Source organism: Corynebacterium sp. H78, from assembly GCF_037572275.1.
Lineage (GTDB): Bacteria > Actinomycetota > Actinomycetes > Mycobacteriales > Mycobacteriaceae > Corynebacterium.
On sequence record NZ_JBBHKX010000005.1, the window covers coordinates 47077 to 70983 of the forward strand.

General features: G+C 55.8%; 17 protein-coding genes and 1 pseudogene. 13 read left to right on the top strand and 5 right to left on the bottom strand.

Annotated features, from left to right (window positions below; genetic code table 11):
* Nucleotides 1-81: 81 nt before the first annotated feature.
* From WG934_RS08670 to WG934_RS08680, 3 genes are all read left to right on the top strand, one after another.
* Nucleotides 82-1368, top strand: a complete 1287-nt coding sequence (locus tag WG934_RS08670; RefSeq protein ID WP_339979835.1) for an adenylosuccinate synthase — start codon at nt 82-84, stop codon at nt 1366-1368.
* A gap of 279 nt (nt 1369-1647) precedes the next feature.
* A complete protein-coding gene (locus WG934_RS08675) occupies nt 1648-2361 on the top strand; it encodes an LppP/LprE family lipoprotein (RefSeq protein ID WP_339979836.1) in 714 nt (237 codons plus the stop codon).
* 68 nt (nt 2362-2429) lie between these two features.
* The gene (locus WG934_RS08680; RefSeq protein WP_339989784.1) at nt 2430-4103 is read left to right on the top strand and encodes a serine/threonine-protein kinase; all 1674 of its coding nucleotides are present in this window, start codon (nt 2430-2432) and stop codon (nt 4101-4103) included.
* Nucleotides 4104-4194: 91 nt separating this feature from the next.
* Here WG934_RS08680 and WG934_RS08685 read toward each other — a convergent pair whose 3' ends face one another.
* Nucleotides 4195-5256, bottom strand: coding sequence for a hypothetical protein (locus WG934_RS08685; protein WP_339989786.1), 1062 nt, complete (start codon nt 5254-5256; stop codon nt 4195-4197).
* Nucleotides 5257-5373: 117 nt separating this feature from the next.
* On the opposite strand from WG934_RS08685, the gene WG934_RS08690 reads away from it, so the two are divergent.
* Together WG934_RS08690 and purT are read left to right on the top strand one after the other, a co-directional pair.
* Nucleotides 5374-6381, top strand: a complete 1008-nt coding sequence (locus WG934_RS08690; protein WP_339989788.1) for a nucleoside hydrolase — start codon at nt 5374-5376, stop codon at nt 6379-6381.
* 60 nt (nt 6382-6441) lie between these two features.
* The gene (gene purT, locus WG934_RS08695) at nt 6442-7659 is read left to right on the top strand and encodes a formate-dependent phosphoribosylglycinamide formyltransferase (RefSeq protein ID WP_339980046.1); all 1218 of its coding nucleotides are present in this window, start codon (nt 6442-6444) and stop codon (nt 7657-7659) included.
* A gap of 28 nt (nt 7660-7687) precedes the next feature.
* Here the strand turns inward: purT and WG934_RS08700 are convergent, their stop codons facing one another.
* Nucleotides 7688-9100 carry an FAD-dependent oxidoreductase gene (locus WG934_RS08700; protein WP_339989790.1) on the bottom strand — a complete coding sequence of 471 codons (1413 nt, stop codon included), beginning with the start codon at nt 9098-9100 and terminating at the stop codon, nt 7688-7690.
* Between the two features lie 135 nt (nt 9101-9235).
* Here WG934_RS08700 and WG934_RS08705 point away from each other — a divergent pair, with 135 nt between their 5' ends.
* From WG934_RS08705 to WG934_RS08730, 6 genes and pseudogenes are all read left to right on the top strand, one after another.
* Nucleotides 9236-10159 carry a sulfite exporter TauE/SafE family protein gene (locus WG934_RS08705; RefSeq protein WP_339989791.1) on the top strand — a complete coding sequence of 308 codons (924 nt, stop codon included), beginning with the start codon at nt 9236-9238 and terminating at the stop codon, nt 10157-10159.
* 78 nt (nt 10160-10237) lie between these two features.
* Nucleotides 10238-11941 (top strand): nitrite/sulfite reductase, encoded by a 1704-nt coding sequence (locus tag WG934_RS08710; protein WP_339989792.1) that lies wholly within the window; start codon nt 10238-10240, stop codon nt 11939-11941.
* A 226-nt stretch (nt 11942-12167) separates the two neighbouring features.
* A complete protein-coding gene (locus tag WG934_RS08715; protein ID WP_339979843.1) occupies nt 12168-12881 on the top strand; it encodes a phosphoadenylyl-sulfate reductase in 714 nt (237 codons plus the stop codon).
* A gap of 59 nt (nt 12882-12940) precedes the next feature.
* The gene (gene cysD, locus WG934_RS08720; protein ID WP_339989793.1) at nt 12941-13882 is read left to right on the top strand and encodes a sulfate adenylyltransferase subunit CysD; all 942 of its coding nucleotides are present in this window, start codon (nt 12941-12943) and stop codon (nt 13880-13882) included.
* Nucleotides 13882-15195 carry a sulfate adenylyltransferase subunit 1 gene (locus WG934_RS08725; protein ID WP_339989795.1) on the top strand — a complete coding sequence of 438 codons (1314 nt, stop codon included), beginning with the start codon at nt 13882-13884 and terminating at the stop codon, nt 15193-15195. The genes cysD and WG934_RS08725 overlap by 1 nt, the downstream gene beginning before the upstream one ends.
* Nucleotides 15192-15524: pseudogene (locus tag WG934_RS08730) on the top strand (CbiX/SirB N-terminal domain-containing protein); the annotation flags it as partial. The gene WG934_RS08725 and the pseudogene WG934_RS08730, both read left to right, overlap by 4 nt.
* Before the next feature lie 395 nt (nt 15525-15919).
* Here WG934_RS08730 and WG934_RS08735 read toward each other — a convergent pair.
* Nucleotides 15920-17305 carry an FAD-dependent oxidoreductase gene (locus WG934_RS08735; RefSeq protein ID WP_339989797.1) on the bottom strand — a complete coding sequence of 462 codons (1386 nt, stop codon included), beginning with the start codon at nt 17303-17305 and terminating at the stop codon, nt 15920-15922.
* A 613-nt stretch (nt 17306-17918) separates the two neighbouring features.
* Between WG934_RS08735 and pta the strand changes: the two genes are divergently transcribed.
* Both pta and WG934_RS08745 read left to right on the top strand, forming a co-directional pair.
* Nucleotides 17919-19265, top strand: a complete 1347-nt coding sequence (pta, locus tag WG934_RS08740; RefSeq protein ID WP_445228235.1) for a phosphate acetyltransferase — start codon at nt 17919-17921, stop codon at nt 19263-19265.
* 3 nt (nt 19266-19268) lie between these two features.
* Nucleotides 19269-20465: an acetate kinase gene (locus WG934_RS08745; RefSeq protein WP_339989799.1), complete on the top strand. Its 1197-nt coding sequence runs from the start codon at nt 19269-19271 to the stop codon at nt 20463-20465.
* 85 nt (nt 20466-20550) lie between these two features.
* Here WG934_RS08745 and WG934_RS08750 read toward each other — a convergent pair whose 3' ends face one another.
* Both WG934_RS08750 and WG934_RS08755 read right to left on the bottom strand, forming a co-directional pair.
* Entirely contained in the window at nt 20551-21399 is an 849-nt protein-coding gene (locus WG934_RS08750) for a L,D-transpeptidase (RefSeq protein ID WP_339979850.1), read from the bottom strand.
* A gap of 93 nt (nt 21400-21492) precedes the next feature.
* Complete coding sequence (locus WG934_RS08755) at nt 21493-23904, bottom strand: serine/threonine protein kinase (RefSeq protein ID WP_339989801.1); 2412 nt, start codon at nt 23902-23904, stop codon at nt 21493-21495.
* Nucleotides 23905-23907 lie beyond the last annotated feature (3 nt).

The window sequence follows — 23907 nt, forward strand, 5'->3', positions numbered from 1 at the left end:
TACACTTTATCGGGGCAACCGCCACGCTTGTTATTAGAACCGATTATGACAAGCAACCGATGATCGGGAGTTGAGTGACTTATGGCCGCAATCGTTATCGTTGGCGCTCAGTGGGGCGACGAAGGTAAAGGCAAGGCGACCGATATTTTGGGTGGCCACGTGGACTACGTGGTCAAGCCCAATGGTGGCAACAACGCTGGCCACACCGTTGTTGTCGGTGGCGAGAAGTACGAGCTAAAGCTCCTTCCTGCCGGTGTCCTCAGTGAAAACGCAACGCCAATCATCGGCAACGGCTGCGTCGTGAACTTGGAAGCGCTCTTCGAGGAAATTGATGGCCTGGAAGCTCGTGGAGCCAATGCATCGCGCCTGCGCATCTCCGGCAACGCACACATGGTGGCTCCGTACCACCAGACCCTGGACCGCGTCACCGAGCGATTCTTGGGTAAGCGCGCAATCGGCACCACTGGTCGTGGCATCGGCCCAACGTATGCAGACAAGGTATCTCGCGTTGGCTTGCGTGTGCAGGACATTTTTGATGAGTCGATTCTCCGACAGAAGATTGAATCTGCGCTGTACCAGAAGAACCAGGTACTGGTGAAGCTGTACAACCGTAAGGCAATCGATGCTGACCAGATCTTCGACTACTTCATGTCTTACGCCGATCGACTGCGTCCAATGGTGATCGACTCCGAGTATGTCCTGAACACCGCTTTGGATGAGGGCAAGAGCGTCCTCATGGAGGGTGGACAGGCGACCATGCTGGACGTTGACCACGGCACGTACCCATTCGTGACGTCATCCAACCCGACCGCTGGTGGCGCATGTGTTGGCTCCGGCGTCGGCCCGACCAAGATCACCTCGGTTTTGGGCATCATTAAGGCCTACACCACTCGTGTTGGCGCTGGTCCATTCCCAACCGAGCTGTTCGACAAGTGGGGCGAATACCTCCAGACCACCGGTGGTGAGGTCGGCGTGAACACCGGTCGTAAGCGTCGTTGTGGTTGGTACGATTCCGTGCTGGCACGTTATGCATCGCGCGTCAATGGTTTCACTGACCTGTTCGTCACTAAGCTGGACGTTCTCACTGGCATCGGTGAGATCCCAATCTGTGTGGCTTACGACGTCGACGGCAAGCGCTTTGACGAAATGCCAATGACACAGTCCGACTTCCACCACGCAGAGCCGATCTACGAAACGATGCCTGCTTGGGAAGAAGACATCACTGGTTGCCGCACCTTCGAAGAGCTTCCAGAACGTGCGCAGGATTACCTGAAGCGTCTGGAAGAGCTGTCGGGTTGCCGTATTTCCTACGTTGGTGTTGGTCCAGGTCGGGATCAGACGATCGTTATCAACGACATCCTGAAGTAACAGCAAGTAGAAGCAACACTGAGGCGAGGAATTCTCCCATCGTGCTGATCGTCCCCGAAAAGGGGTCAACAACGGTCAATATGCGAGATACCAGGGAGGATTTTCTCGCCTTGTTGCGTATTGCCCACCGCTGTTCTTTATCGTAGGTTGACGATGCAAGGAAAGATCAAGGTCAGTCACAATCGGACTTAATAGGAGCGAGTGATGGGTGCAGGCAGAAGCGGTAACGTCACGAACCGTAGCAGGCGAGTGCCATTCGCAACGCTAGGTGTCGCGCTCATGACTTTTGCCATTGCCGGATGTGGAGACGATTCAGTCGACAATGTCGATGCTGCAGGCGGAATGACGGTTGTCGAGAATCCACCGGCCCCGAATGGTGGCTCAAATGGTTCCGGCGGCTCCGACGGTGACAACTCTGATGGCGGCAACTCAGACAGTGACTCCAGAAATACCAACGACGGTCCTCGCCCCACTGGCCGAGCATCCTCTGGTGACGCCAACACCACGGTCACCGAAACTAAGACTGCCACGGAGAAAAAGAAGAAGGATTCGGGAAGCTCTGGTAGCTGTTCCGTCGATACGCAGGCCGACGAGATTTACAAAGGCCTGGACAAAGCCAACAAGGAATACCCCAATAATGCTGGTGGGTGGACGTACACCGGGGACTCCAATTACGACACCTGTAGCCCGCTGACGTACGCGTACGTAGAGCAAACGCTGCAGGGTAGTGGTCAATTCGGAACACTGCTGTTGATGTTCCATGAGGGCAAGTACTTGGGTGTCGATTCCGTTTATCCTCAGCAAGCGATGAGTGTGTCGGAGACGGATAATGGCTTCGTCGTTCAGTACAAGGACTGGGAAGCGGCCAGGGAGGCTGGCGCGTCGAACGCGGAAGCTGCAGCTTATACGTCGACGGTGACGTACTACTGGGATGGCAAGAAGGTCGCGCACTCTGGTCGCATTCCGAATACGGGCCTTGATCCGCTCGGCTAATTCTGCCGTGGGGTAAATAGGTTAGGTGCGGCGTAAAAGCAGAGCGAAAGATATGCAGAAGGATAATCGTGGATAGCTCGGATCGCGCTTTCATTGCGCATCTTGAACAGAACAATGGTCTCACCGACATTGCCGAAATCGGCCGCGGTGCAATGGGCATTGTTTATTCTGCGACCGACACTAACCTTGGGCGAAAAGTTGCAGTAAAGCGGTTGATGTTCGATCTGCTTTCCGACGAAGCGTCGGAAAAGCGATTTCGTTCAGAGATGAAGCATCTCGCGGCGCTGCGTCACGAAGCGATCATTCGTATTTACACGGGAAATGTCTCTCCAGGAGTGGATCCGTACTTCGTTATGGAGTTTGTGGAGGGGTCGAACCTTCGCGAGGAGATCGTCGCAAAGCGGGAGCGTAACGAGCACTACACCGTGGCAGAGACGTGCCGAATTCTGCGTCCGGTGGCAGCCGCGCTGGATTACATTCATCGTTTGAATCCGCCGATTATTCACCGAGATGTGAAGCCGGCGAATATTTTGCGCCCGACCAATTCGCATGGTGCGGAATCAATTCTGGCGGATTTCGGCATCAGTAGTTCGCTGGAGGACACGACAACGGGAACATTCCTGGGCACGCTAATGTATTCGGCACCAGAGGCGTTTATGTCGTTGGATAATCCGAATCCAGTAATCGAGCCCACGGCGGCCAGCGACAATTATGCGTTGGCGTTGATTGCCTTCGAAATGCTGACCACGAAGCAGCTGTGCAAATTGATGAGCGATGCGCAGTGGCGAGGTTCCCGGCCAACCCCCAATATCGGCCCGGTGGCGTTGCACCAAGAAGACGGGGCGTCAGCAGAAGCTGTGACAGCGGTATTTTCTCGTGGCTTGGCAAACCTGCCACGAGATCGGTTCGGCACGTGCGTCGAATTTATCAATGCGCTGGAAGCAGCTGGGAAGTATAACGAGCAGCATCGACTTGTCCCTGACACGCACATTGGTGCAGGTGGAACAGTCGATGCGACGCTGCCGATGCACGATGGTGGTCCATATCCGGGGACAGCGCAGCAGTACGTGCAACAGCCATACCTGAGCCAGCAGTATGCGACCCAGCAGTACCTGCAGCCATCTCCGCAGCAATCGGCGTATCGGACGTCATCGTTTCCAACCTCGTCGTTTCAATCGACGTCGTTCCAGACAACTTCCCACGCGAAGTCTGCACAGTCGAAGAAGAATCGTGCGGTCGGCATAATTGCAGCGCTGTCCACGATTATTGCTGTGGTCGCCGGTGTAATCGTGTACATGGAAGAGTTCGCGTGGTCTTCGGCGCAGAAGCCCGTTGCTGGTGCATTTGATTCGGCGATTCCGAATACTCGCGTGACGACGGAAACTTGGAGCTTCGGTGGGCAACAAGCAACCATGAAGTGTGCACCAGTGATGTGGTCAGGGCATGCTGCGATTCGCTGCCGTCAGCAAGACGAAGATAGGTACGAAGCGACGTTTGTGGACTTCGGAAATGAAGAGCTGCGCGATTCCTCGGTCACTGGACTTTTGGGCGGAGAATCTGGGTGGAAAGACAATCTCACTAAGGCCGTGAGTTCCGGCTGTTCAGTGGGGGTTCTTACGACCGAATCTGATAAGTCCCCAACCACCATCGTGCTTCCTGAGCAAGAGCGGGCACAGTTCCTCGCCATTTTCACAGGCGAGGGTATCCACGATAGTTGGACGACATTGCCACTGTGCGGCTAGGACTGGCGCAACTCAGCTTGCATCAGGATCGCGTAGAATTCATATGCAATTGGCGTGGTCAGCATTGTTTGTATTGATTCGAACGATGAGACTAGAAGTTCTCAACGCCAATGATCTTCGCATCTCCATCACTGACGAGGGCAAGAGACATGCCTACCGGCTTCTCATCGCTTAGCACCTCGACTACATAGAGTTTGCTGTCCTCTGTTGCATCGGCATCGATGCCGAGGTCAGAAAGTGCTTCTTCGACGCTGATGTCGTTGTCTTGCTGCATCATCCGCGTGATCGCGGTGAAGTCCACGGTATCTCCGACGTCCAATTCTTCTGCGCCGAAGTAGGCCTCCATGCCGGAGTACCCGGAATCGAGCTTCAAAGAATCTCGCATGTCATTGCGTGCCGAGGCAGGGACGTTTTTCAGGATCCACTTTTCCGCGTCGTCGACAGTATCTAGCTTGAACAGGCCCTTCGTTGCACGCTCGGCCTTTGTTTCAGCAGACATGAAATGGGTCGATGCCATAATCGCTCCACCAAGCAAGACAGTTGCGAGGACGGATGCCACCGCGGTGATGACAAGAGGCTTCTTCGGCACTCCTCGGAAGGTTCCTTTCGCCTCGTTGAGACCCATATTTGCGAAGTTCTTAGTGGAGTTTGCAAACTGAGTCATCTGTTCCTTGGCGCCTGGTTGCCCCTGATTAGGTTGGGCCTGGTTTGGCTGTGCCTGCCCTTGACCCGCCTGTGCCTGGCCAGCTTGCATACCCCACGGGTTGCCTGCGTATGGCGCTGCACCATACGGGTTCTGATTTGGCTGCTGGGCTGCATTGTGCTGGGTCGCACCATGCAGTGCGCGCGTCTGATCGTCAGCGTCGTTGGCACTCGGCGCCGCACCGAAGCCAGCACCACCAAGGTTCAACTGGGCCAACTCGCGGACATCTTCCACAGTGATATCTGGACAGTTTGGGTCATTGAGCTGTTGGTCGTACATGCTCTTCTTCTGCGGATCGCCAATGACATTTCGAGCCATGGCAAGCTCTTGAGCTTCTGGCGAGTGGTCGTCGCCAAGCCCGCGGAGGCGATCACCGAGAATCTCGTTCAAATCAAAAGCTTGCTGATTCTGCGAAAGCCCCAGCTTCTCGTAAAGATTAAAATGCGCCATGACCGACTCCTAGCAACTGCAAAAATCCAAAAAGTTTCTATTCATTAATGACTTTAAGTGCAAAACTTAATTTTCGATACTCAATACCTACTCAACTCCCATGCCACACTAAAGACCATGAGTAATTCGCGCGCTCCCCGAATCCTCGCTGATGTCGATACGGGCATTGATGATGCCCTCGCCCTCATCTATTTGGCTGCTCTGCACTCAGCCGGTGAAATCGAGCTAATCGGCGTCACCTGTTCAGCTGGCAACACCGATGCCGCGCAGGCGACGCACAACTCGCGGTGGATTCTGAATTTGTGCGGTGCTCAGGATGTGCCCGTTGCCTCAGCGTTTCCAGCTCCTTATGGGGTTCACCTGACGACGACGCCTGAAACCCACGGCCCCTCAGGGCTGGGATATAACGATGCGCCACCAGTAGTTCACTATGAGAGTGTCAACGACCCGCTGGCGTTGTGGTCGCAACCTCGTGCGAGAGGCGCCCGCCTGGTGGTCACAGGTCCGTTGACCATTTTCGAGCGAGCCATTTCCGAGCGTCCAGAATGCGTGCGGGCTTTCGAATCAGTGACTGTGATGGGTGGTGCAGTCGGTTACCCGGGTAATACGACTCCGTATTCAGAGTGGAACTTCTGGGTTGACCCCCATGCCACGAGCACCGTCTTTTCAGATGAGTTCGCCATTGAACGCAGGCGCCAACAGTTCCCGTCGCTCACGTTGTGCCCGCTCAACATCACAGAGACGATCACTGTCAGTGACCACGACATTTCCTTATGGCACGAAGCTGGCATGTCCCCCGAACTACATCGGGCCGTTAACCTCGCCCTGAAGTTCTACTTTGAATTTCATCAGAGCGTCGGTGTGGGCTACCTGGCGCAGATTCATGATCTGTTCGCGGTCATGGTTGCCGTTGGTTCGGTTGACCATGACACAGAACGCATCGCGCTATGCGCAGCAGACCAGGACACCTGGCACACAGACCCTGACCGACGCGGCCACATTTACGAAGATCGCCGTGGCCTACCTGTCGACGTCGTCACGCATGCTGATCGAGATTCAGTGATGGCGGAATTTGTGCGGGCAATTTCGTTGACGAGTGAGGACAACGACGGCAGAGCCAGCTAACGAACGTGGCATAATTCGGAGGTGAGTATCGAAACAGCCACCGAAAGCGAGCCCACCTCGATGTTTACTCCGCAGACCACAGGAACTCCATACCAGTCGAATGCGACGCGCGTTTTGCTGCTCGGCTCCGGCGAATTGGGTAAGGAAGTTGCAATCGCGTTTCAGCGTTTGGGCGTTGAGGTACATGCGGCGGATCGTTACGAGCATGCGCCAGCGCACCAAGTGGCGCACCATTGGTACTGCCTTGACATGACCGATGCAAAGGCAGTGCGTTCGTTGGTTGCGCAGGTTAAGCCGGACTTCATCGTGCCGGAGATCGAGGCGCTGGCGACTGACGCGCTCGTTGCTATTGAGGAAGCCGGCGAGGCAACGGTCATTCCAACTGCTCGTGCCACGCAGCTGACCATGAACCGCGAGGGCATTCGACGTCTTGCTGCGGAAGAAGTCGGCTTGCCAACCTCGCGCTACAAATTCGCCTCAACATTCGAGGAATTCTCGGCAGCTATCGCAGAAATCGGTTTCCCATGTGTGGTCAAGCCGGTGATGAGTTCGTCCGGAAAGGGCCAGTCCACTCTGCGCAGCGAGGCTGATGTGCAGAAGGCATGGGACTACGCCATGAGTGGCGGTCGTGTTTCTTCGGGTCGCGTCATCGTCGAAGGTTTCGTTAACTTCGACTACGAAATCACGCTGCTCACCGTGCGCTCTATCGATCCGGCAACGGGCGAACCAGCAACGTGGTTCTGTGAGCCAATTGGTCACCGCCAGGTCGATGGTGACTACGTGGAATCCTGGCAGCCGATGCCAATGTCTGAAGTGGCATTAGACAACGCTCGCTCGGTGGCTGCACGCATTACCAATGCTCTCGGTGGTCGTGGCATTTTTGGCGTTGAGCTGTTTGTTCGTGGCGACGACGTGTGGTTCTCCGAAGTCAGCCCTCGTCCACACGACACGGGCATGGTGACTATGGCGACGCAGCGCTTCTCTGAGTTTGAGCTGCACGCGCGCGCTGTTTTGGGACTGCCAATTGATGTCACTCTCGTGTCACCAGGTGCATCTGCTGTGGTCTACGGCGGTTGCGAAGAAGTTGGACCTCAGTATGGCGGTCTTGCTCAGGCGATGAGCGTTCCGGAAACGGATGTCCGAATCTTCGGTAAGCCAGAAGCTCACGACCGTCGCCGCATGGGCGTTGCTGTTTCCACCGCAGAAAACGTTGATGAAGCACGCGAGCGCGCTGCTCAGGCGGCGTCTTGCATTTCGGTTTCTGCGTCAGAGCAGTAGCCAGCAACAACCAGGTTTCTCAGTGGTTCTACACTCGCGCGGACAGAGTCTCGCGCGAGTGTGCGACCATGTCTGCCCACTCCACGAACTTCTTCCGCTCGCGACCTTCCGCTTCGCCAGCAGCGCGCTCAGCAGCGTCCAAACGCTGCCAACCTTCCCACGTTGTGTATTCAATACCGCGTTCTTCTAACAGCTTTACGACGTCGTCGATATCTGTATGCGTCGGCTGAGGTAGGGTTCCTGCCTCCCAATCAGCGAGCAGGTTTCCTACGGTTTCGTTGGCATCACCCTTGGTGTTTCCGATGAGTCCCACCGGACCGCGACGGACCCAGCCCGTGGTGTAGAGACCTGGGATTGGTGTTGAATCTGTATCGAGAACACGGCCACCACCATTGGGGATGGTGTGTGTGGAGTTGCTGAATGGCACACCTGGAACCGGATCTGATTGATAGCCGACGGCACGGTACACGGCACCAACAGGCCATTCGGTGTATTCGCCGGTGCCGTGAACATTACCCGTGCCATCAAGTTGGGTGCGTTCGGTGCGGATAGCTGCCACGCGCTGCTGCCCGGTTTCGGGGTCTACTTCACCGATGATTTCTACAGGCGCTTCAAAGAAGTGAATGAACAACTTATGGGGAGCACCCTTTGGTTCCCGGATTGCGTAGCTCTCCAGGATGGAGCAGACCTGGTCGGTGATCTTCGATTCGCGGCGTAGGTTGGCAGATGCCTCGTCGTAATCGATGTCTTCAGGGTTAACGACGACTTCGATAGTGGGAGAGTGATCCAGCTCCTTGAGTTCCAAAGGGGTGAACTTTGCTTGTGCTGGTCCGCGTCGTCCAAAAACATGGATCTCCCGAGCAGCGTTGTGCGACAGACCTGAATACACATTGTCAGCGATTTCCGTCGGCAGCAGCTCGTCTGCAGTCTTCGCCAGAATTCGTGCAACATCTAGCCCCACATTGCCGACACCAACAACTGCGACGGACTCGGCAGAGAGATCCCATTCGCGAGAAAACTCGGGGTGGGAATCATAGAAGCCAACGAATTCACCAGCACCATGGTGCCCCTTCAACTCAGCACCAGGAACGGTGAGGTCGCGGTCGCCAGTAGCACCAGTCGCAAAAATAACTGCGTCGTAGTACTCCTGCAGCTCAACAACGGTTAGAGAAGAGCCGATGTTGACGTTGCCAAGCAGTCGAACTTGAGGCTTATCGAGGACTCGGTGCAGCGATTTGATGATGCCCTTGATGCGTGGATGGTCCGGTGCCACTCCGTATCGAATGAGGCCAAACGGTGCTGGCAATCGCTCGAAAATGTCGATGGACACGTCCCGCCCAGATTTCATGAGCGCATCAGATGCATAAATGCCTGCCGGGCCAGAGCCGACAACTGCCACCTTAAGGGGCCTACGAGTTGGTTGTGCATCGTACGTACTCATGTGAAAACTCCTCAGCTTGTTGTGCAGACGGCCGGGTGGCCGCTTCTTGTGTTTTCTGCAATTGCCCGAACTAGACTAGATGGTCTAGTGTTGACCCCACAAAATATAGACAAGTCAGTCTGGGGAATGCAAGACATGGAAAGAATCCTGATATTTGTGCTGATCGGCCTAGGGGCGCAGTTAGTGGACGGCACGCTCGGAATGGCGTTTGGGGTAACTGCCACAACTCTTTTTGTTTTGTCAGGAACTGGTGCGGCGACCGCGTCTGCGGTAGTGCATGTCGCCGAGATCGGAACGACGCTGGCGTCCGGCTTGTCTCACTGGCGATTCGGCAACGTTGACTGGCTGCGGGTTGCCCAGCTTGGCGTTCCTGGAGCGGTGAGTGCATTCGTGGGTGCTTCATTCTTGTCGAGTCTCCAGGTTGACATCGCAGTGCCGGTGACCTCGTCGATCCTGTTGGCTCTGGGGTTGTGGGTGATTGTGAAATTCGCCTTTCTGAATGGGGTGAAACGCGCGGATGATGACTCTCAACGGCTAGGTGTCGGCAAACTCATTGGCCTTGGCGTGATCGGTGGACTGCTTGACTCCACTGGTGGTGGCGGGTGGGGGCCAGTGACGACATCAGCATTGATGACCGCTGAATCACGGGAGCCACGAAAGGTTATTGGCACGGTTTCCGCTGCTGAGTTTCTCGTGGCAGGCGCTGCTGTGGCGGGTTTCTTTCCCATGCTGAAGCAGGAATTTCATGCGCATACGGCGCCTGTGGTCGGTCTGCTTGTTGGCGGCATTCTCGCAGCTCCGCTCGCTGCCTATTTAGTGGGGCGACTCAATCCTCGCTTTTTGGGGATCGTGATCGGCGGAATTCTCGTTGCGCTGAATCTGCGCACCTTATGCGCTGATCTTCTTCCGTCATGGGCCCTGTCGTTGTTGCTGCTCAGTTGGCTTTGCGTGGTGCTCGGTCTTCTTATCTGGGCGCGGTCGCATGATCAACTTCCATGGCATCGTCGCCGGGTGGAGTTGGGGGTCGGGGCGGGTCATGAGTGCACTCCAGTTGCATAAAGCAGACCACTCTGTCTAAAGTGTTGAATATTCCAAACTAGACCGATATGTCTAGGTAATGAAAGGTGAGCTTCAATCATGACTGCAACACAGACGGTGTCACAAGTCTCCGGGACTAGTTCCAACCGGCGCGCCAAGCGTGCCCCTAAGCCGCAAGGGCAGTGGCTTATCGATGGACATGATCCGCTCAATGATGATGAGCGGATTAAGCAAGAAGACGCGGGTCTCGCTGTTAAGCAACGAGTCATCGACACTTACTCGAAGCAGGGCTTTGACTCGATCCCGGCCGAGGATTTAGCTCCCCGTTTCAAATGGATTGGCCTTTACACACAGCGTCGTCAAGATTTGGATGGCGAGCACACCGGTACGAAAACGAATGCAGAGCTGCAGGATAAGTACTTCATGCTTCGCATCCGACTAGACGGTGGACAGACCACGACTGCTGGAATTCGCGCGATCGGTGAGATTAGTCGCGACTTTGCGCGTGATACTGCCGATTTTTCGGATCGACAGAACGTGCAGCTGCACTGGATCCGTATTGAGGACATGCCAGAAATTTGGCATCGGCTAGAAGACGTAGGCCTTGATACCCACTTCGGTTGCGGAGACGTGCCCCGAGTCATTCTTGGCAGCCCAGTAGCGGGAGTTGCTGCAGATGAAATCATCGATGGAACCCCAGCTATCCGACGTATCAAAGATGAGTACTTATCGACGGACGAATTTAACAATCTACCTCGCAAGTTCAAGTCAGCAGTGTCGGGAAGCCCTCGTCTAGATGTCACACATGAGGTTCAGGACGTTGCATTCGTTGGTGTAAATCACCCTGAGCATGGCCCTGGCTTCGATGTATGGGTAGGCGGTGGATTGTCTACTAATCCAATGCTGGGTCAGCGTCTTGGAGCGTGGGTCCCACTCGACGAGGTTCCAGAAGTGTGGGCTGGTGTGTGCCGCATTTTCCGCGACTACGGTTATCGACGACTCCGTAACCGAGCTCGCTTGAAGTTCCTAGTTGCTGCATGGGGCGTCGAGAAATTCCGGCAGGTGTTGGAGGATGACTATCTGGGGCGCACGTTGCTCGATGGGCCAGCGCCGAAGCCGTATGAAAAGGAACGCGATCACATTGGTGTGCACAAGCAATCCGATGGCCTGAACTATGTGGGTGTCAAGCCAGCCGTCGGCCGAGTGCCGGGCACTGATCTGGTGAAACTTGCTGACATCGCCGAACGTCATGGTGTTACTCGGATTCGCACGACAGTCATGAAGGAACTGATTCTTCTCGACGTCGCCGATGCTCAGGTCGACAGCCTCATCGCCGAACTTGACGACCTCGGACTATCCGCCAACCCATCCGCGTTCCGGCGTGGCATCATTTCGTGCACCGGCTTGGAGTTTTGCAAGCTTGCACTGGTCACCACCCGCCAGCGTGCGATCACACTTGTCGACGAACTAGAACAGCGACTTGATGATCTTGATGTTCCCATCACCATTGCTCTCAACGGCTGCCCGAACGCATGTGCTCGGACACAGATTGCCGATATTGGTTTGAAAGGCCAAATTGTCACCGACGAGGCTGGCAACCGGGTGGAAGGCTTTCAAGTTCACCTTGGCGGCGCACTTGGACTCGATGCGAACTTCGGGCGGAAGCTGCGTGGACACAAGGTGACCTCGGCAGAACTAGGCGACTACATCGAACGCGTCGTAAAGAATTACAAGAACCAGCGTCATGCGGGAGAACAGTTCCGGCATTGGGTGGTTCGCGCAGACGATAGCGAATTGCAATGACCAAGAAACCAGAGCAAACACATTTGGGCATTACCGGGCGAAGTGCACATCCGAATCCCAATCGGGGAGCCATCATGCATTGCCCATATTGCGGTGGCGACAACCTCTGGCCAGATGCAGAGACCGACTACGCCTGGCAATGCCGCGAATGCTGCCGAGTTTTCACAGTGAAACTCCACGGACAAATACCGCGCGAATTACAACAACACACGCAAGGACCACACTCATGACAACAACCGACGTTCTCACCACGGAGACTGCGCGTCGGCTCGCCGGCCTCGCACTCGACTGGGCAGCAACATTAGAAAACTACTCCGCAGGCGACATCCTGAAATGGGGAGCAGAGCACCTAGACACTCCGCTCGCAGTGACCCTATCCATGCAAGACACGGTTCTTGCAGAACTCGCAGCCCGCCACGCGCCATCAGCAGATCTCATCTTCCTCGATACTGGCTATCACTTTCCAGAAACTCTCGATGTCGCGCAGCAAGTCGACCGACGCTATCCCAACAGACTTTTGCGGATTACGCCGGAGCATAGCGTCGCACAGCAAGCCGCAGTCGAGGGTCAAGACCTTTACAGAACGAACCCCACGAGGTGCTGTGAACTGCGAAAAGTGCGCCCTCTCGCGGAGATGAAGAAGCCGTACGAAGGGTGGGTGACTGGACTTAAGCGTTGCGACGCTCCCACGCGAGCGCACACTCCGGTCCTGGAATTGGATCGCACAGGACGTATCAAGTTGAATCCGCTAGCGACGTGGACCGACGAGGATGTTGAACGGTTTGTCACAGACAACGATCTCATCGTGCATCCGCTGACGAGGCAAGGATTCCCATCCATTGGTTGCGCAACGTGCACGGCTCGGGTCGCTCCAGGCGCAGATCCTCGCTCAGGGCGGTGGAGCGGTCAAGAAAAGACAGAATGTGGCCTGCACCTTTAGGTACGACAACCGCCACATAGATCAAAAGGCACGACAACTAGCGAAAATAACCCTAGAAAATGACACAACCACTTACTGAAGAACCCACAACCGGCCAAACACAGGCAGCTTTGGATCCTCGGCTCGCAGAACTAGAAGCTGAGTCAATTGACATTATTCGTCAGACCGCCGGGCAATTTGATCGACCCGCATTACTGTTCTCTGGGGGCAAAGATTCCGTGCTCGTCCTGGAATTATCCAAACGAGCATTTGCCCCCGCACCAGTGCCGCTGGAACTGCTCCACGTCGATACCGGCCACAACTTCCCGGAGGTCATCGAGTTCCGCGACAAGATCGCAGCTCAGCCAGGCATTAACCTGCATGTTGCCCACGTGCAGGATTGGATTGATCGAGGTCTACTCACCGAGCGTGCTGATGGTACCCGCAATCCGCTGCAGACCATGCCCCTTGTCGACACAATTGCCGAGCGCGGCTACGACGCAGTATTGGGCGGAGCTCGTCGTGACGAAGAGAAGGCCCGCGCTAAAGAACGCGTCTTCTCAGTACGAGACACCTTCGGTGGCTGGGATCCCCGACGCCAACGCCCAGAATTGTGGGGCCTCTACAACGGCCGCCACGCTGCCGGTGAGAATATTCGAGTCTTTCCTATCTCTAACTGGACCGAAGCAGACGTATGGGCATATATCCACGCCCGCAATATAGAACTGCCTCCCATCTACTACGCGCACGAGCGGGAGGTCTTCCAGCGAAACAACATGTGGCTCACGCCCGGCGAATGGGGAGGTCCGCGTGACGACGAAATCGTCGAAAAGCGAACCGTTCGATACCGCACTGTCGGTGACATGAGCTGCACTGGCGCAGTCGAATCAACTGCCCGAACCATTCCTGAAGTGATGGAAGAGCTGCGTACTTCTCAGCTCACCGAGCGCGGAGCAACACGCGCAGACGACAAACTGTCCGAGTCTTCGATGGAGGATCGCAAGAAGGAAGGCTATTTCTAATGACCACGGCTTTGACCACTGTTAAGACGAGCTACGATCACGCCCCGGTTAATCGTAAAACCACGCTGCGATTGTGCACCGCTGGTTCCGTCGATGATGGGAAATCAACTTTTGTCGGGCGACTTCTCCACGACACGAAGAACATTCTCGCGGATCAATATGATGCGGTTGTGGCCACCTCGACTGCTCGTGGGCAGGAAAATCCTGATCTGTCACTCCTTGTCGATGGCCTCCGCGCGGAGCGGGAACAGGGCATCACCATCGATGTTGCGTACCGGTACTTTGCTACTGGTGCGCGGAGCTTCATCCTCGCCGATTGCCCAGGACACGAGCAATACACCCGCAATACAGTGACAGGAATGTCCACGGCGGAAGCTGTGGTGGTGCTGGTTGATGCACGTAACGGTGTCGTCACGCAGACCAAACGACACGCCACTGTGGCGGCGTTGCTAGGTGTGCGCCACGTTGTGTTTGCGGTCAACAAGATCGACCTTCTCGGCTACAGTGAAGCAGCGTTTCGGAATATCGAAGCGGATATTCGTGAGCTGGCATCCCGACTCGGTTTGCAAGACACCTATGTCGTTCCGGTGTCAGCACTAGTAGGCGACAACATTGTCGAGGCATCGGCCAATACTCCGTGGTACGGCGGTCCTACGGTTCTGCAACTTCTTGAAGAACTCGACGTCGCCACAGACACAAACCATGATGCTTCTTATCCGCTGCGCCTTCCCATTGATTACGTCATTCGGGATCATGACACTGAATATCGGGGCTATGCAGGTCGAATCGCTACTGGAACAGTAGCGGTGGGTGACACAGTTGAGCTGGGAAATGGTCGCAGCTCTACCGTGACTCAATTGACTATTGCTGGCGAGAGAGTTGATTTGGCGGTCGCTGGGCAGTCTGTTGCAGTGAGCCTTGCCGACGAATTCGACCTCGCACGTGGAGACCTTTTGTCAAAGGGAAACCGTCCGCAGGACTCGCGACGTTTTTCGGCCGTTGCTGTCCACTTATCAGACGCGTCGCTCGCCGTTGGGCGAGTCGTGGAGCTTCGCTATGGGGCTGCGTTGGTGCGGGGACGCATCACTTCTGTGGACGCCATCATCGATATCGAAACAGGCGAGCCAACTGTGCCGAGTGATGCACTTCATGCTAATGATGTAGCCGAAGTAACCATTGAACTAGCAAGTGCACTTCCCGTCGAAGATTACCGTGTTGGTGGCAGAGTAGGAGCGTTTCTGCTCATTCAGCCAGGAACTGGGGACACGCTTACTGCTGGCCTCGTTACTGGAACTGACCAGAACTACTCATGACAGCACTGATCTTGCTTGCTCATGGGTCGCGCCATCCTGACGCGGCGCGAGTTCTAAACAATCTCACCGATCGAGTGCGAGCTGCCCTACCAGTGCACCGATGCAGCACACCATCTCGAGTTCAGCTCGCGTGGCTCGATCTCGCAGAGCCGACGTTGGATCAAGCGTGCGCCGATCTTGCTCAAGCTGGGGAAGTATCAGCTATCGCAGTTCCGCTGTTGTTCACTGATGCTTTTCATCAACGAGTGGACGTTCCGCAGCAGGTCGCTGATACCTCTCGGCATGGGGTATCGGTACAGGTAACCGATGGATTAGGGCTTGGACCCACAACAAAACGTGCCATTCTGCGCCGGATCGTTGAAACACAACAGGACATCGTCCCGTCCGTGGGTAGCGATATTCTGCTCATGGCGGTTGGTTCGTCCGACGACAAAGCTAATGAAGCAGTCGAAAAGCGTGCGGAACAGTTGAACAATGACGTGCCAGGGCGGGTGAGTGCAGGGTTTACGGTGGGATCTGCTGCAGTGACAGGATCCGAACGTGTCAACGAATGTGCTGATGCTGCTGCACGCCGAGGTCGCGCTCTCATAGTCGTGCCGCTCTTTACAGCTCCCGGCGTACTGTGGGATCGCGCAAAAATACGGCGACCCGGCGTCTATTACGCCGAGCCGCTAGCAGACTTGCTGTTGCCCACCATCGTTTCGAGGTGGGATTGCGCCCGCAACTACTTCTTGGAAGCCTCAACCATGTCGTCCCATTCGACGACCTTTTTGCGCTCGCGACCCTCAGCTTCGCCGGAAGCCAATTCAAAGGCATCAAGCGCGTGCCAGTTATCCCACGTCAGGTAATCAACGCCCTTACTGTTGAGCAACGCCGTAATGGCATCGTCGTCAAGCTTGGTAGGAGTGAAGGTGCGCTCAGCATCAAAGTCTTCGAGGAGGCAGGCGACGGTTTCGTTGGCATCGCCCTTGGTGTTACCAATCAAGCCAACAGGACCGCGCTTGACCCAACCAGTGGTGTAGAGGCCGGTGATGTGCGGTGCAGATTCGTCGCCGGTGGCATCAGACAAGATGACACGCCCAGCGATATTTGGAATGACGTGCTTCTTGGTGTCAAACGGGACACCTGGCAGCGCATCCGAGCGGTAACCAACAGCCGAGTACACAGCCTGCACAGGCCAATCGGTGAACCTTCCGGTGCCTCGGACGCCACCCTTGCCGTCGAGCTCAGTCCGTTCAGTGCGGAAACCAACGACCTTGCGGTTACCGTCTGCATCTTCTTCACCGAGGATCTCGACTGGAGATTCGAAGAAGTGAATGTAGATCTTGTGTGGCGTGTCCTGTAGGTCGCGCATCGCGTACATTTCCAGGATTTGGCAGACCTGGTCGGTGATCTTGGAATGACGGCGGTGCTGAGCAGAAACTTCGTCGTAATCGATATCTTCACCGTTGACGACGACCTGAATAGTTGGGGAAAGATCCAGTTCCTTCAGCTCCAATGGCGTGAACTTCGCCTGGGCTGGGCCACGGCGGCCAAAGATGTGGACTTCCTTCGCCTGGTTCGTCTTCAGTGTCTCGTAGACATTGTCTGGAATCTCAGTAACATGCAATTCATCTGCGGTCTTAGCCAGAATTCGAGCGACATCCAAGCCGACGTTACCGACACCAACTACAGCGACAGACTCTGCCGATAGGTCCCAGTCACGAGGGAACAACGGGTTACCGTCATAGAAACCAACAAACTCGCCAGCACCCCAATGCTGAGGCAAATCAGCGCCAGGAATAGGCAGCTCACGATCACCTACAGCGCCGGTTGCGAAAATGACACCGTCGTAAAGCTCTTTGAGTTCCTCGATGGACAGATCCTTGCCGAACTCCACGTTAGAGAACAGGCGGAGTTGTTCCTTATCCATGACGCGGTGGAGTGACTTAATGATGCCCTTGATACGAGGGTGATCCGGCGCGACGCCATAACGAATAAGGCCAAATGGGGCGGGCATCTTCTCGAAGAGATCGACGCGGACATCGCGGCCGGACTTCATCAGCGCGTCGGATGCGTAAACCCCTGCAGGGCCAGAACCAATAACAGCGACGCGAAGTGGACGAGACATCGTAAGCGATGACCTGCTTTCTACAGTTTCTAACGAGAGCATTTTTAGTAACGCGCACGTGGGGTATGACGCACCCGCGGGCAACTGGTGCCCATGTTAGCGAGGCTAGGTGGGAAGGCCGTAATCGGACGATTGGTATAGCAAAGGTAAGCCTAACAACTAATTTTAGTGAATGTGATGTTGCCCACAATGGTCGTCCAGGATGTGATAAAAATACCTGCTGACATGGGGTTACTTCACGTATCCATGTGGTGGGAATTACCCCCTACCTCAACAATTACGGCTATCACTGTAAGGTGACTCACAAAATGCACTAAGAATGAAGTAGCGCTCATACTTATATGACTAAGCACATTTGTCGTGGATACCGTCGACATTGCTATGTGAAGAGCGCCATCTACGAGCAACTTCAAACACGCGCGTGGCGTGAGAACGTCCGCGCCGGAAAGGAAAGCCCGTGAGCGATCAGGCACATCGTGCGCCAGCGGTCATTATTGCCGCAATCGATCAGTCGGGGGAGCATCGCGACGAAATTGCAGCTCTGTCCGCTGCCTTAGGTGGCGCCCGTCTCTTCCACGCAGTTGGTGACCCAACTTCAGCTTCAGTTGACTCTGTGGTGGACAACCCAGATCATGCGCTGAGCCAAATCGTCACCGCTGTGGAAGCTAACCGCGCAGCGCACGATGGCGCAGTGATTCTCACTGGCTCCGGAAACCTTGATTTCGATCTGCGTATCGCAGCCGTCACGGGCGCAGGCGTTGTATTGGTCGCCGAGGGTGAAGGTTGCTCATCCATGGCTGCTCAGACTCGCATTCGTCTGGCCGTCGCATCCGCGCGTGAACGGTATGCCACTCCGCTTGCTGTTCTGCTGACCGGCACCGTTGAGGAGTTGCCGGCTCTAGATATCCCTGTGGTCACGCTTGACGACGAAGCGGGTCTGAAGAGCGCTGTCGATGTCGAGACTCCAACGATCATGACGCCACAGCGTTTCCAGTGGTGGCTGCTGGAGCGGGCGAAGGCGGATAAGCGTCACATCGTGCTCCCAGAAGGTGGCGATGATCGCATTCTGATTGCTGCCGATGAGCTGCTGAAGCAGAACATCTGTGAGTTGACGATTCTCGGTGATCCAGAGTCCATGAAGTCTCGAGCCGCTGAGCTTGGCCTTGATATTTCGAAGGCTTCTTTGTGGGATCCAGAAAAGTCCGAGTACCTTGACTCCTTCGCGGAAGAGTTCGCAGAGCTGCGTAAAGCCAAGGGGGTCACCTTGGCTGAGGCTCGCGAAACTATGCATGACATCTCGTACTTCGCCACGATGATGATTCACAAGGGACTGGCTGACGGCATGGTATCGGGTGCTGCGAACACTACCGCACACACGATTAAACCATCGTTCCAGATCATCAAGACCAAGCCAGGTGCTTCGACTGTATCGTCACTGTTCCTCATGGTCATGGATGATCGTCTTTGGGGCTTCGCTGACTGTGCTGTGCTGCCAAAGCCAAGTCCAGATCAGTTGGGCGAAATCGCAGTGGTCTCCGCAGAGACCGCGGCCGCTTTTGGCATTGATCCAAAGGTCGCCATGATGAGCTACTCCACCGGCACGTCCGGTACCGGTGAGGACGTTGACCGTGTTCTCGCTGGTCTGCAGAAGGCTCGCGAACTCGACCCAGAGTTGGCCGTTGATGGTCCACTGCAGTTCGATGCTGCTATTTCACCGGCAACTGCTGCAAAGAAAATGCCTGATTCCAAGGTTGCTGGTCAGGCAACTGTGTTCGTATTCCCGGATCTGGATGCGGGCAACATTGGCTACAAGATTGCCCAGCGCTGCGGTGGAGCGTTGGCAATCGGCCCAATTCTGCAGGGCTTGAACAAGCCGGTCAATGACCTGTCGCGTGGTGCGTCGGTCGCTGACATCGTCAACACCGTCGCAATTACCGCTATCCAGGCAGGAGGAAACTAACACATGTCGCGTCACGTACTAGTTCTGAACTCGGGTTCGTCGTCCATTAAGTTCCAGCTCGTTGACCCGGAAAAGGGTACGTCGGAGCCACCTTACGTTTCCGGCCTGGTCGAGCGTATCGGTGAAGAAGACGGCATAATCAACCTCAAGTTCGAGGGCGAGAAGCACGAAGTCACCGAGCCGATCAAGGATCACGCCGACGGCCTGGACAAGGCTTTCGCGCTGATGGACACGCACGGTTGTGGCCCAAGCTCTACAGAGATCATTGCGGTTGGCCATCGCACTGTTCATGGCGGTCGCCTGTTTTCGGGTCCAGAACTCATCACCGATGAAATCGTGACGATGATGCGTGACCTCATCCCTCTCGCGCCACTGCACAACCCAGCAAACATCGTTGGTATTGAAGAGGCACGTAAGTTGCTGCCAGACGTGCCACACGTTGCAGTGTTCGACACTGGCTTCTTCCACACGATGCCACCAGCAGCTGCTCTGTATCCGCTGAATGCTGAAGTTGCAGCACAGTACGACATTCGCCGCTACGGTTTCCACGGAACCTCACACGAGTTTGTGTCTTCCCAGGTCCCAGCACTGCTGGGCAAGGAGGCAGCTGAGGTAAATCAGATCACCCTGCACCTCGGCAATGGTGCTTCATGTGCGGCGATTCGTGGCGGCCAGGCAGTAGACACCTCGATGGGCCTCACTCCACTCGCAGGTTTGATGATGGGTACTCGTACCGGCGACATCGACCCCGGCATCATTTTCCATCTGTACCGCAATGGCCTGTCCATCGACGAGATTGACAACCTGTGCAACCGTGAGTCCGGTCTGAAGGGAGTATCTGGAGTCAATGACTTCCGAATCCTGCAGGAGCGTATGGACAACAATGATCCGGACGCATGGGCTGCGTACCAGATGTACGTCCACCAGCTGCGACGTTACATCGGCTCCTACATGCTCATTCTCGGTCGCCTCGACGCAATTACCTTCACTGCTGGCGTAGGCGAAAACCATGTCGGTATCCGACGCGATTCCATGGCTGAGCTGGAGAACTTCGGTATCAAGATTGATCCGGAACGCAATGAGCTGCCAAACGATGGCCCACGCGAAATCTCCACCGACGATTCCGCAGTCAAGGTCTTCGTCGTACCAACGAACGAAGAGCTGGCTATCGCACGCTATGCGATGAAGTGGGCTAAGTAGCCCACCACGACAAGCGCCCACCGTCCCCGGCAATGTGCCAGGATGGTGGGCGTTTTTGCGTTACGACGACCGTCGTCAAGCGTAACTACCAGATGTAGACACCATCGCCAATGTCGAGCGTGTCGAAGTACATGACAGCGGCATCGTGGGACAAGTGGATGCAGCCGTGGGATGCCTCGTTGAGGGAGCCTTCGTGGAAAGCTTCGCCGTCGTTGGTGAAGTAGACCGCGTATGGCATTGGGCCATTGTAAGGCTGGGACCATTCATCCTTGACTTTACGGAGAACGGTGAGGTTGCCAGTGGTGGTCTCGTAACCAGGCATGCCAGACGTGATCGGGACAGGACCGTAGGTGATTTCACCGTTTTCCTGGAGCCACGTCTGCTGGTTTGCCAGGTCCACGCAAGCAGTAGCCGTTGCTGGGCAAGGATTGCTTGGCTCTGGGCGTGGCTGTGCCTCAGGCTGTGGCTCAGTCACTGGTTCGGTTACTGGCTCAGGCGCTGGCTGCTGTGGAGGAGTGCTTGGTGCAGGTTCGATGGTATCGAGAGTCTGCGTCAGTAACTCGATTGCGGACGCTTTCTGCTCGGCGGACAGCGGAAGCGCATTGATTGCGCCTGTGGCGCCCTGGCGAATCAGCGCGATCGTCGGTGCCGTGGTGCCCTGAGCATGGGAGTATGCGCTATCAATGATGCTCTTGGCATCTGGCGATACTGGCTGCGCAGGCAGCTGAGGTAGCTGTGGCAGAGCAGGGGACGCTGGCATCTGAGGCAAAGCAGGCGAGCCCGGCAGGGTCGGAAGCGTAGGAAGTGCCTGTGCCGATCCGATACCGAAGCTAAGTGCAGTTGTTGCGGTGATTGCACCCAGTGCGATTCGTCGGAATGACGCGGTGCTGCGACGACGATGTTGGCGGTTCTGGCGACGATCGAAGGAAGTCATATTTCCAGAGTATGTAAAGCTCACGAAACAATGGGCATTTGTTACGCGTGTTATCTAAGTGCGGTCGCCCGTTTCGCCTCTACCTCCACGGGACTACCGCCAAGTTCGAGGTCGAATGAGGTTGGCGGTATCAACCAGTCGGTATCGGTGACGAGGGAAAGGTGAAGAACGAGCCAGCATGCGCACGTTTTCTTCCAAGCCTTCGCGGAGTCCCTTGATGGTGAAGGGGACGTCGAAAAGTTCGTTGGGGCTGGCAGCTTGATCCAGACCGGAAGCGCGCAACCAGTTCAGCGCAGCCACCATCACAGCGATTCGGAGCTGTGGCAAGCGAGGTTCATTTGTAGGCAGTTCGAGGAGCCGCCTTGCAGCGCGCCGGATGCGTGATTCCGTCAGCATTGTGGGATCGCCGGACGTCAGCAGCAAAATGGTGGTCAACTTCGCCAAACGATGATGACGTGACGCGGCAGGAACCCTATCAAGCACCGCAATTGCGAGCTCATTTTGACCTTCGGCTGACAACTGACGTGACAAACCAAACGCCGAGGACACCGTTGTCGGATTCGTCGCCCAGACGAGTGCATACAGACGCATCGAGTTAAACCGGATAGTGACCGGCGACATGTCCTGTGTGGCCCACGTATCGGTGAGGCTCTCTCGAATTTCATCTGGAATCTGATGCAACGGTTGTTCCAATGTCGCCGTTGAGCGAGCCGTCATCGCATCCAGCAACTGGGCATTGGTGTTACCAACCTGCTGCTGAATCAACTCTAGCGTTGCCGCCAGAGCCAACTTTGGTGCAGGCTCACCCGGCAGCATGGCAAGCACCAGGTTAAAGGAGCGTAGTGCGCTGGTGTAGTCGTCGAGAAGCAGTTCCGTAATGCCGGCGTACCACTTCCAACGCCAGTCTCTACGGAGGCGTTCAGGAGCATTCCGGAGCCCGTTGAGTGCTTTCTCGGTGAGGCCGAGGTCGAGCTGCGCACGGACAATTGCCAGCGGGATTTCGACAGAGGCACCGTACTTCGATTCATCGAGAGCGGAAGTCAGAGTGTCGATGAGCTCGCCGGGTTCGGTAAATGACGATGCGCCCAGCAACTGAGCGCCGGGATCCTGCGGATTAACCAGAGGTACAGGCAGCGCAGCCATGATCTCTGGCGGCGTGATGATGACATCGCGCTTGATGCCATCGACTAGCTGGTCAGTACGGAACACCCGGTGCTTCGTGCCATAGGTCGAACGTTGTGGTGAAAACAATGTGCCGATATGCGGATGCTGCACACCATCGCGTACTGCCAGAATCTCGCGCAACACACCAGTCAGCTGACCAGCCATTTCATCGGCAGAATGGAACCGCGATTCCGGGTCGTCATGGCAAGCGCGACGAAGCAACCTATACAGCGACAAATAGCGTCGGAACAACGGTGATTCAGCGGGCGTTGGCAAACCAGGATCATAAACGCCGTTGGTCATCGGCATATCGACGATCAGCGATGCCAAGGTACGACCGACCGTATAAATGTCAGACGCAACCGTAGGTCCTGTTGACGCAATCTCAGGGGCCTGGAAACCAGGCGTGCCGTAGATGTGACCATAGGCACCGATACCAGTCACGGCACCAACGTCAATGAGTTTGACCTGGTCTTCTGTCAACAGCACATTGTCGGGCTTCAGATCGTTGTACACCACGCCTCGGGTATGCAGATAATCCAGCGCTGGCAGGACTTCCAGAATGTATCCGATGGCAATATCGACGGGCATGACGCTGCCGTCATAGAAACGTTTCTGTTGGCGTAGCGACGGTCCACCGACGTACTCCATCACAATGAAGCCAGAGCCAGTACCTGTATCGGTCGAGTCAATGAAGTTAATGATCTTGACGATTCCCGGATGGGTAATCTCCGCCAGGAACTCACGTTCTGCTTGGACCACAGCCAAATTGTGTTCATTCTCCGCCGAGATCATGCCCTTCAGCACGACCCAGCGGTCGGACACATTGTGGTCGATGGCCAGGTAGATCCAGCCCAAACCGCCATGAGCGATAGGACCGACGATTTCGTACTGCTCGGCAACTATATCGCCGGCTTTCAGAGCCGGAGCAGGTTTGTTGGATGCCGCGAGCTTCTCATCGCTCATCACCGCCGACTGTGGATCGGTAGGTGGAATGAAAGGCAATTGCACCATGCCGTCGGCGACGGTGCGTCCCTGACGAGCCTGATGACGACGTTCACGGAAAGTCGACAACGCCCGACGATGCGACTCCGCGGATGGGTCATACGTGCTGGCCTTTCTCCCCGTCGAGGATTTATCGGGCGGAGTGAGGTCCTGGGTGAAGTCGTAATCATCGTCATCCGCGAAAGGATCAAACGCGACGGCTTCGGTACCGGGCTCCTCGGCCGGATCGGTGACCTCGTCAGCAACCGCTACGTTTTCCGATTCGTCATCGTCAGCGAAAGGATTGAACGCAACAGCTTCAGTCGCCTGTGTTGGCTCCATCTCGTCGTCATTCATGGT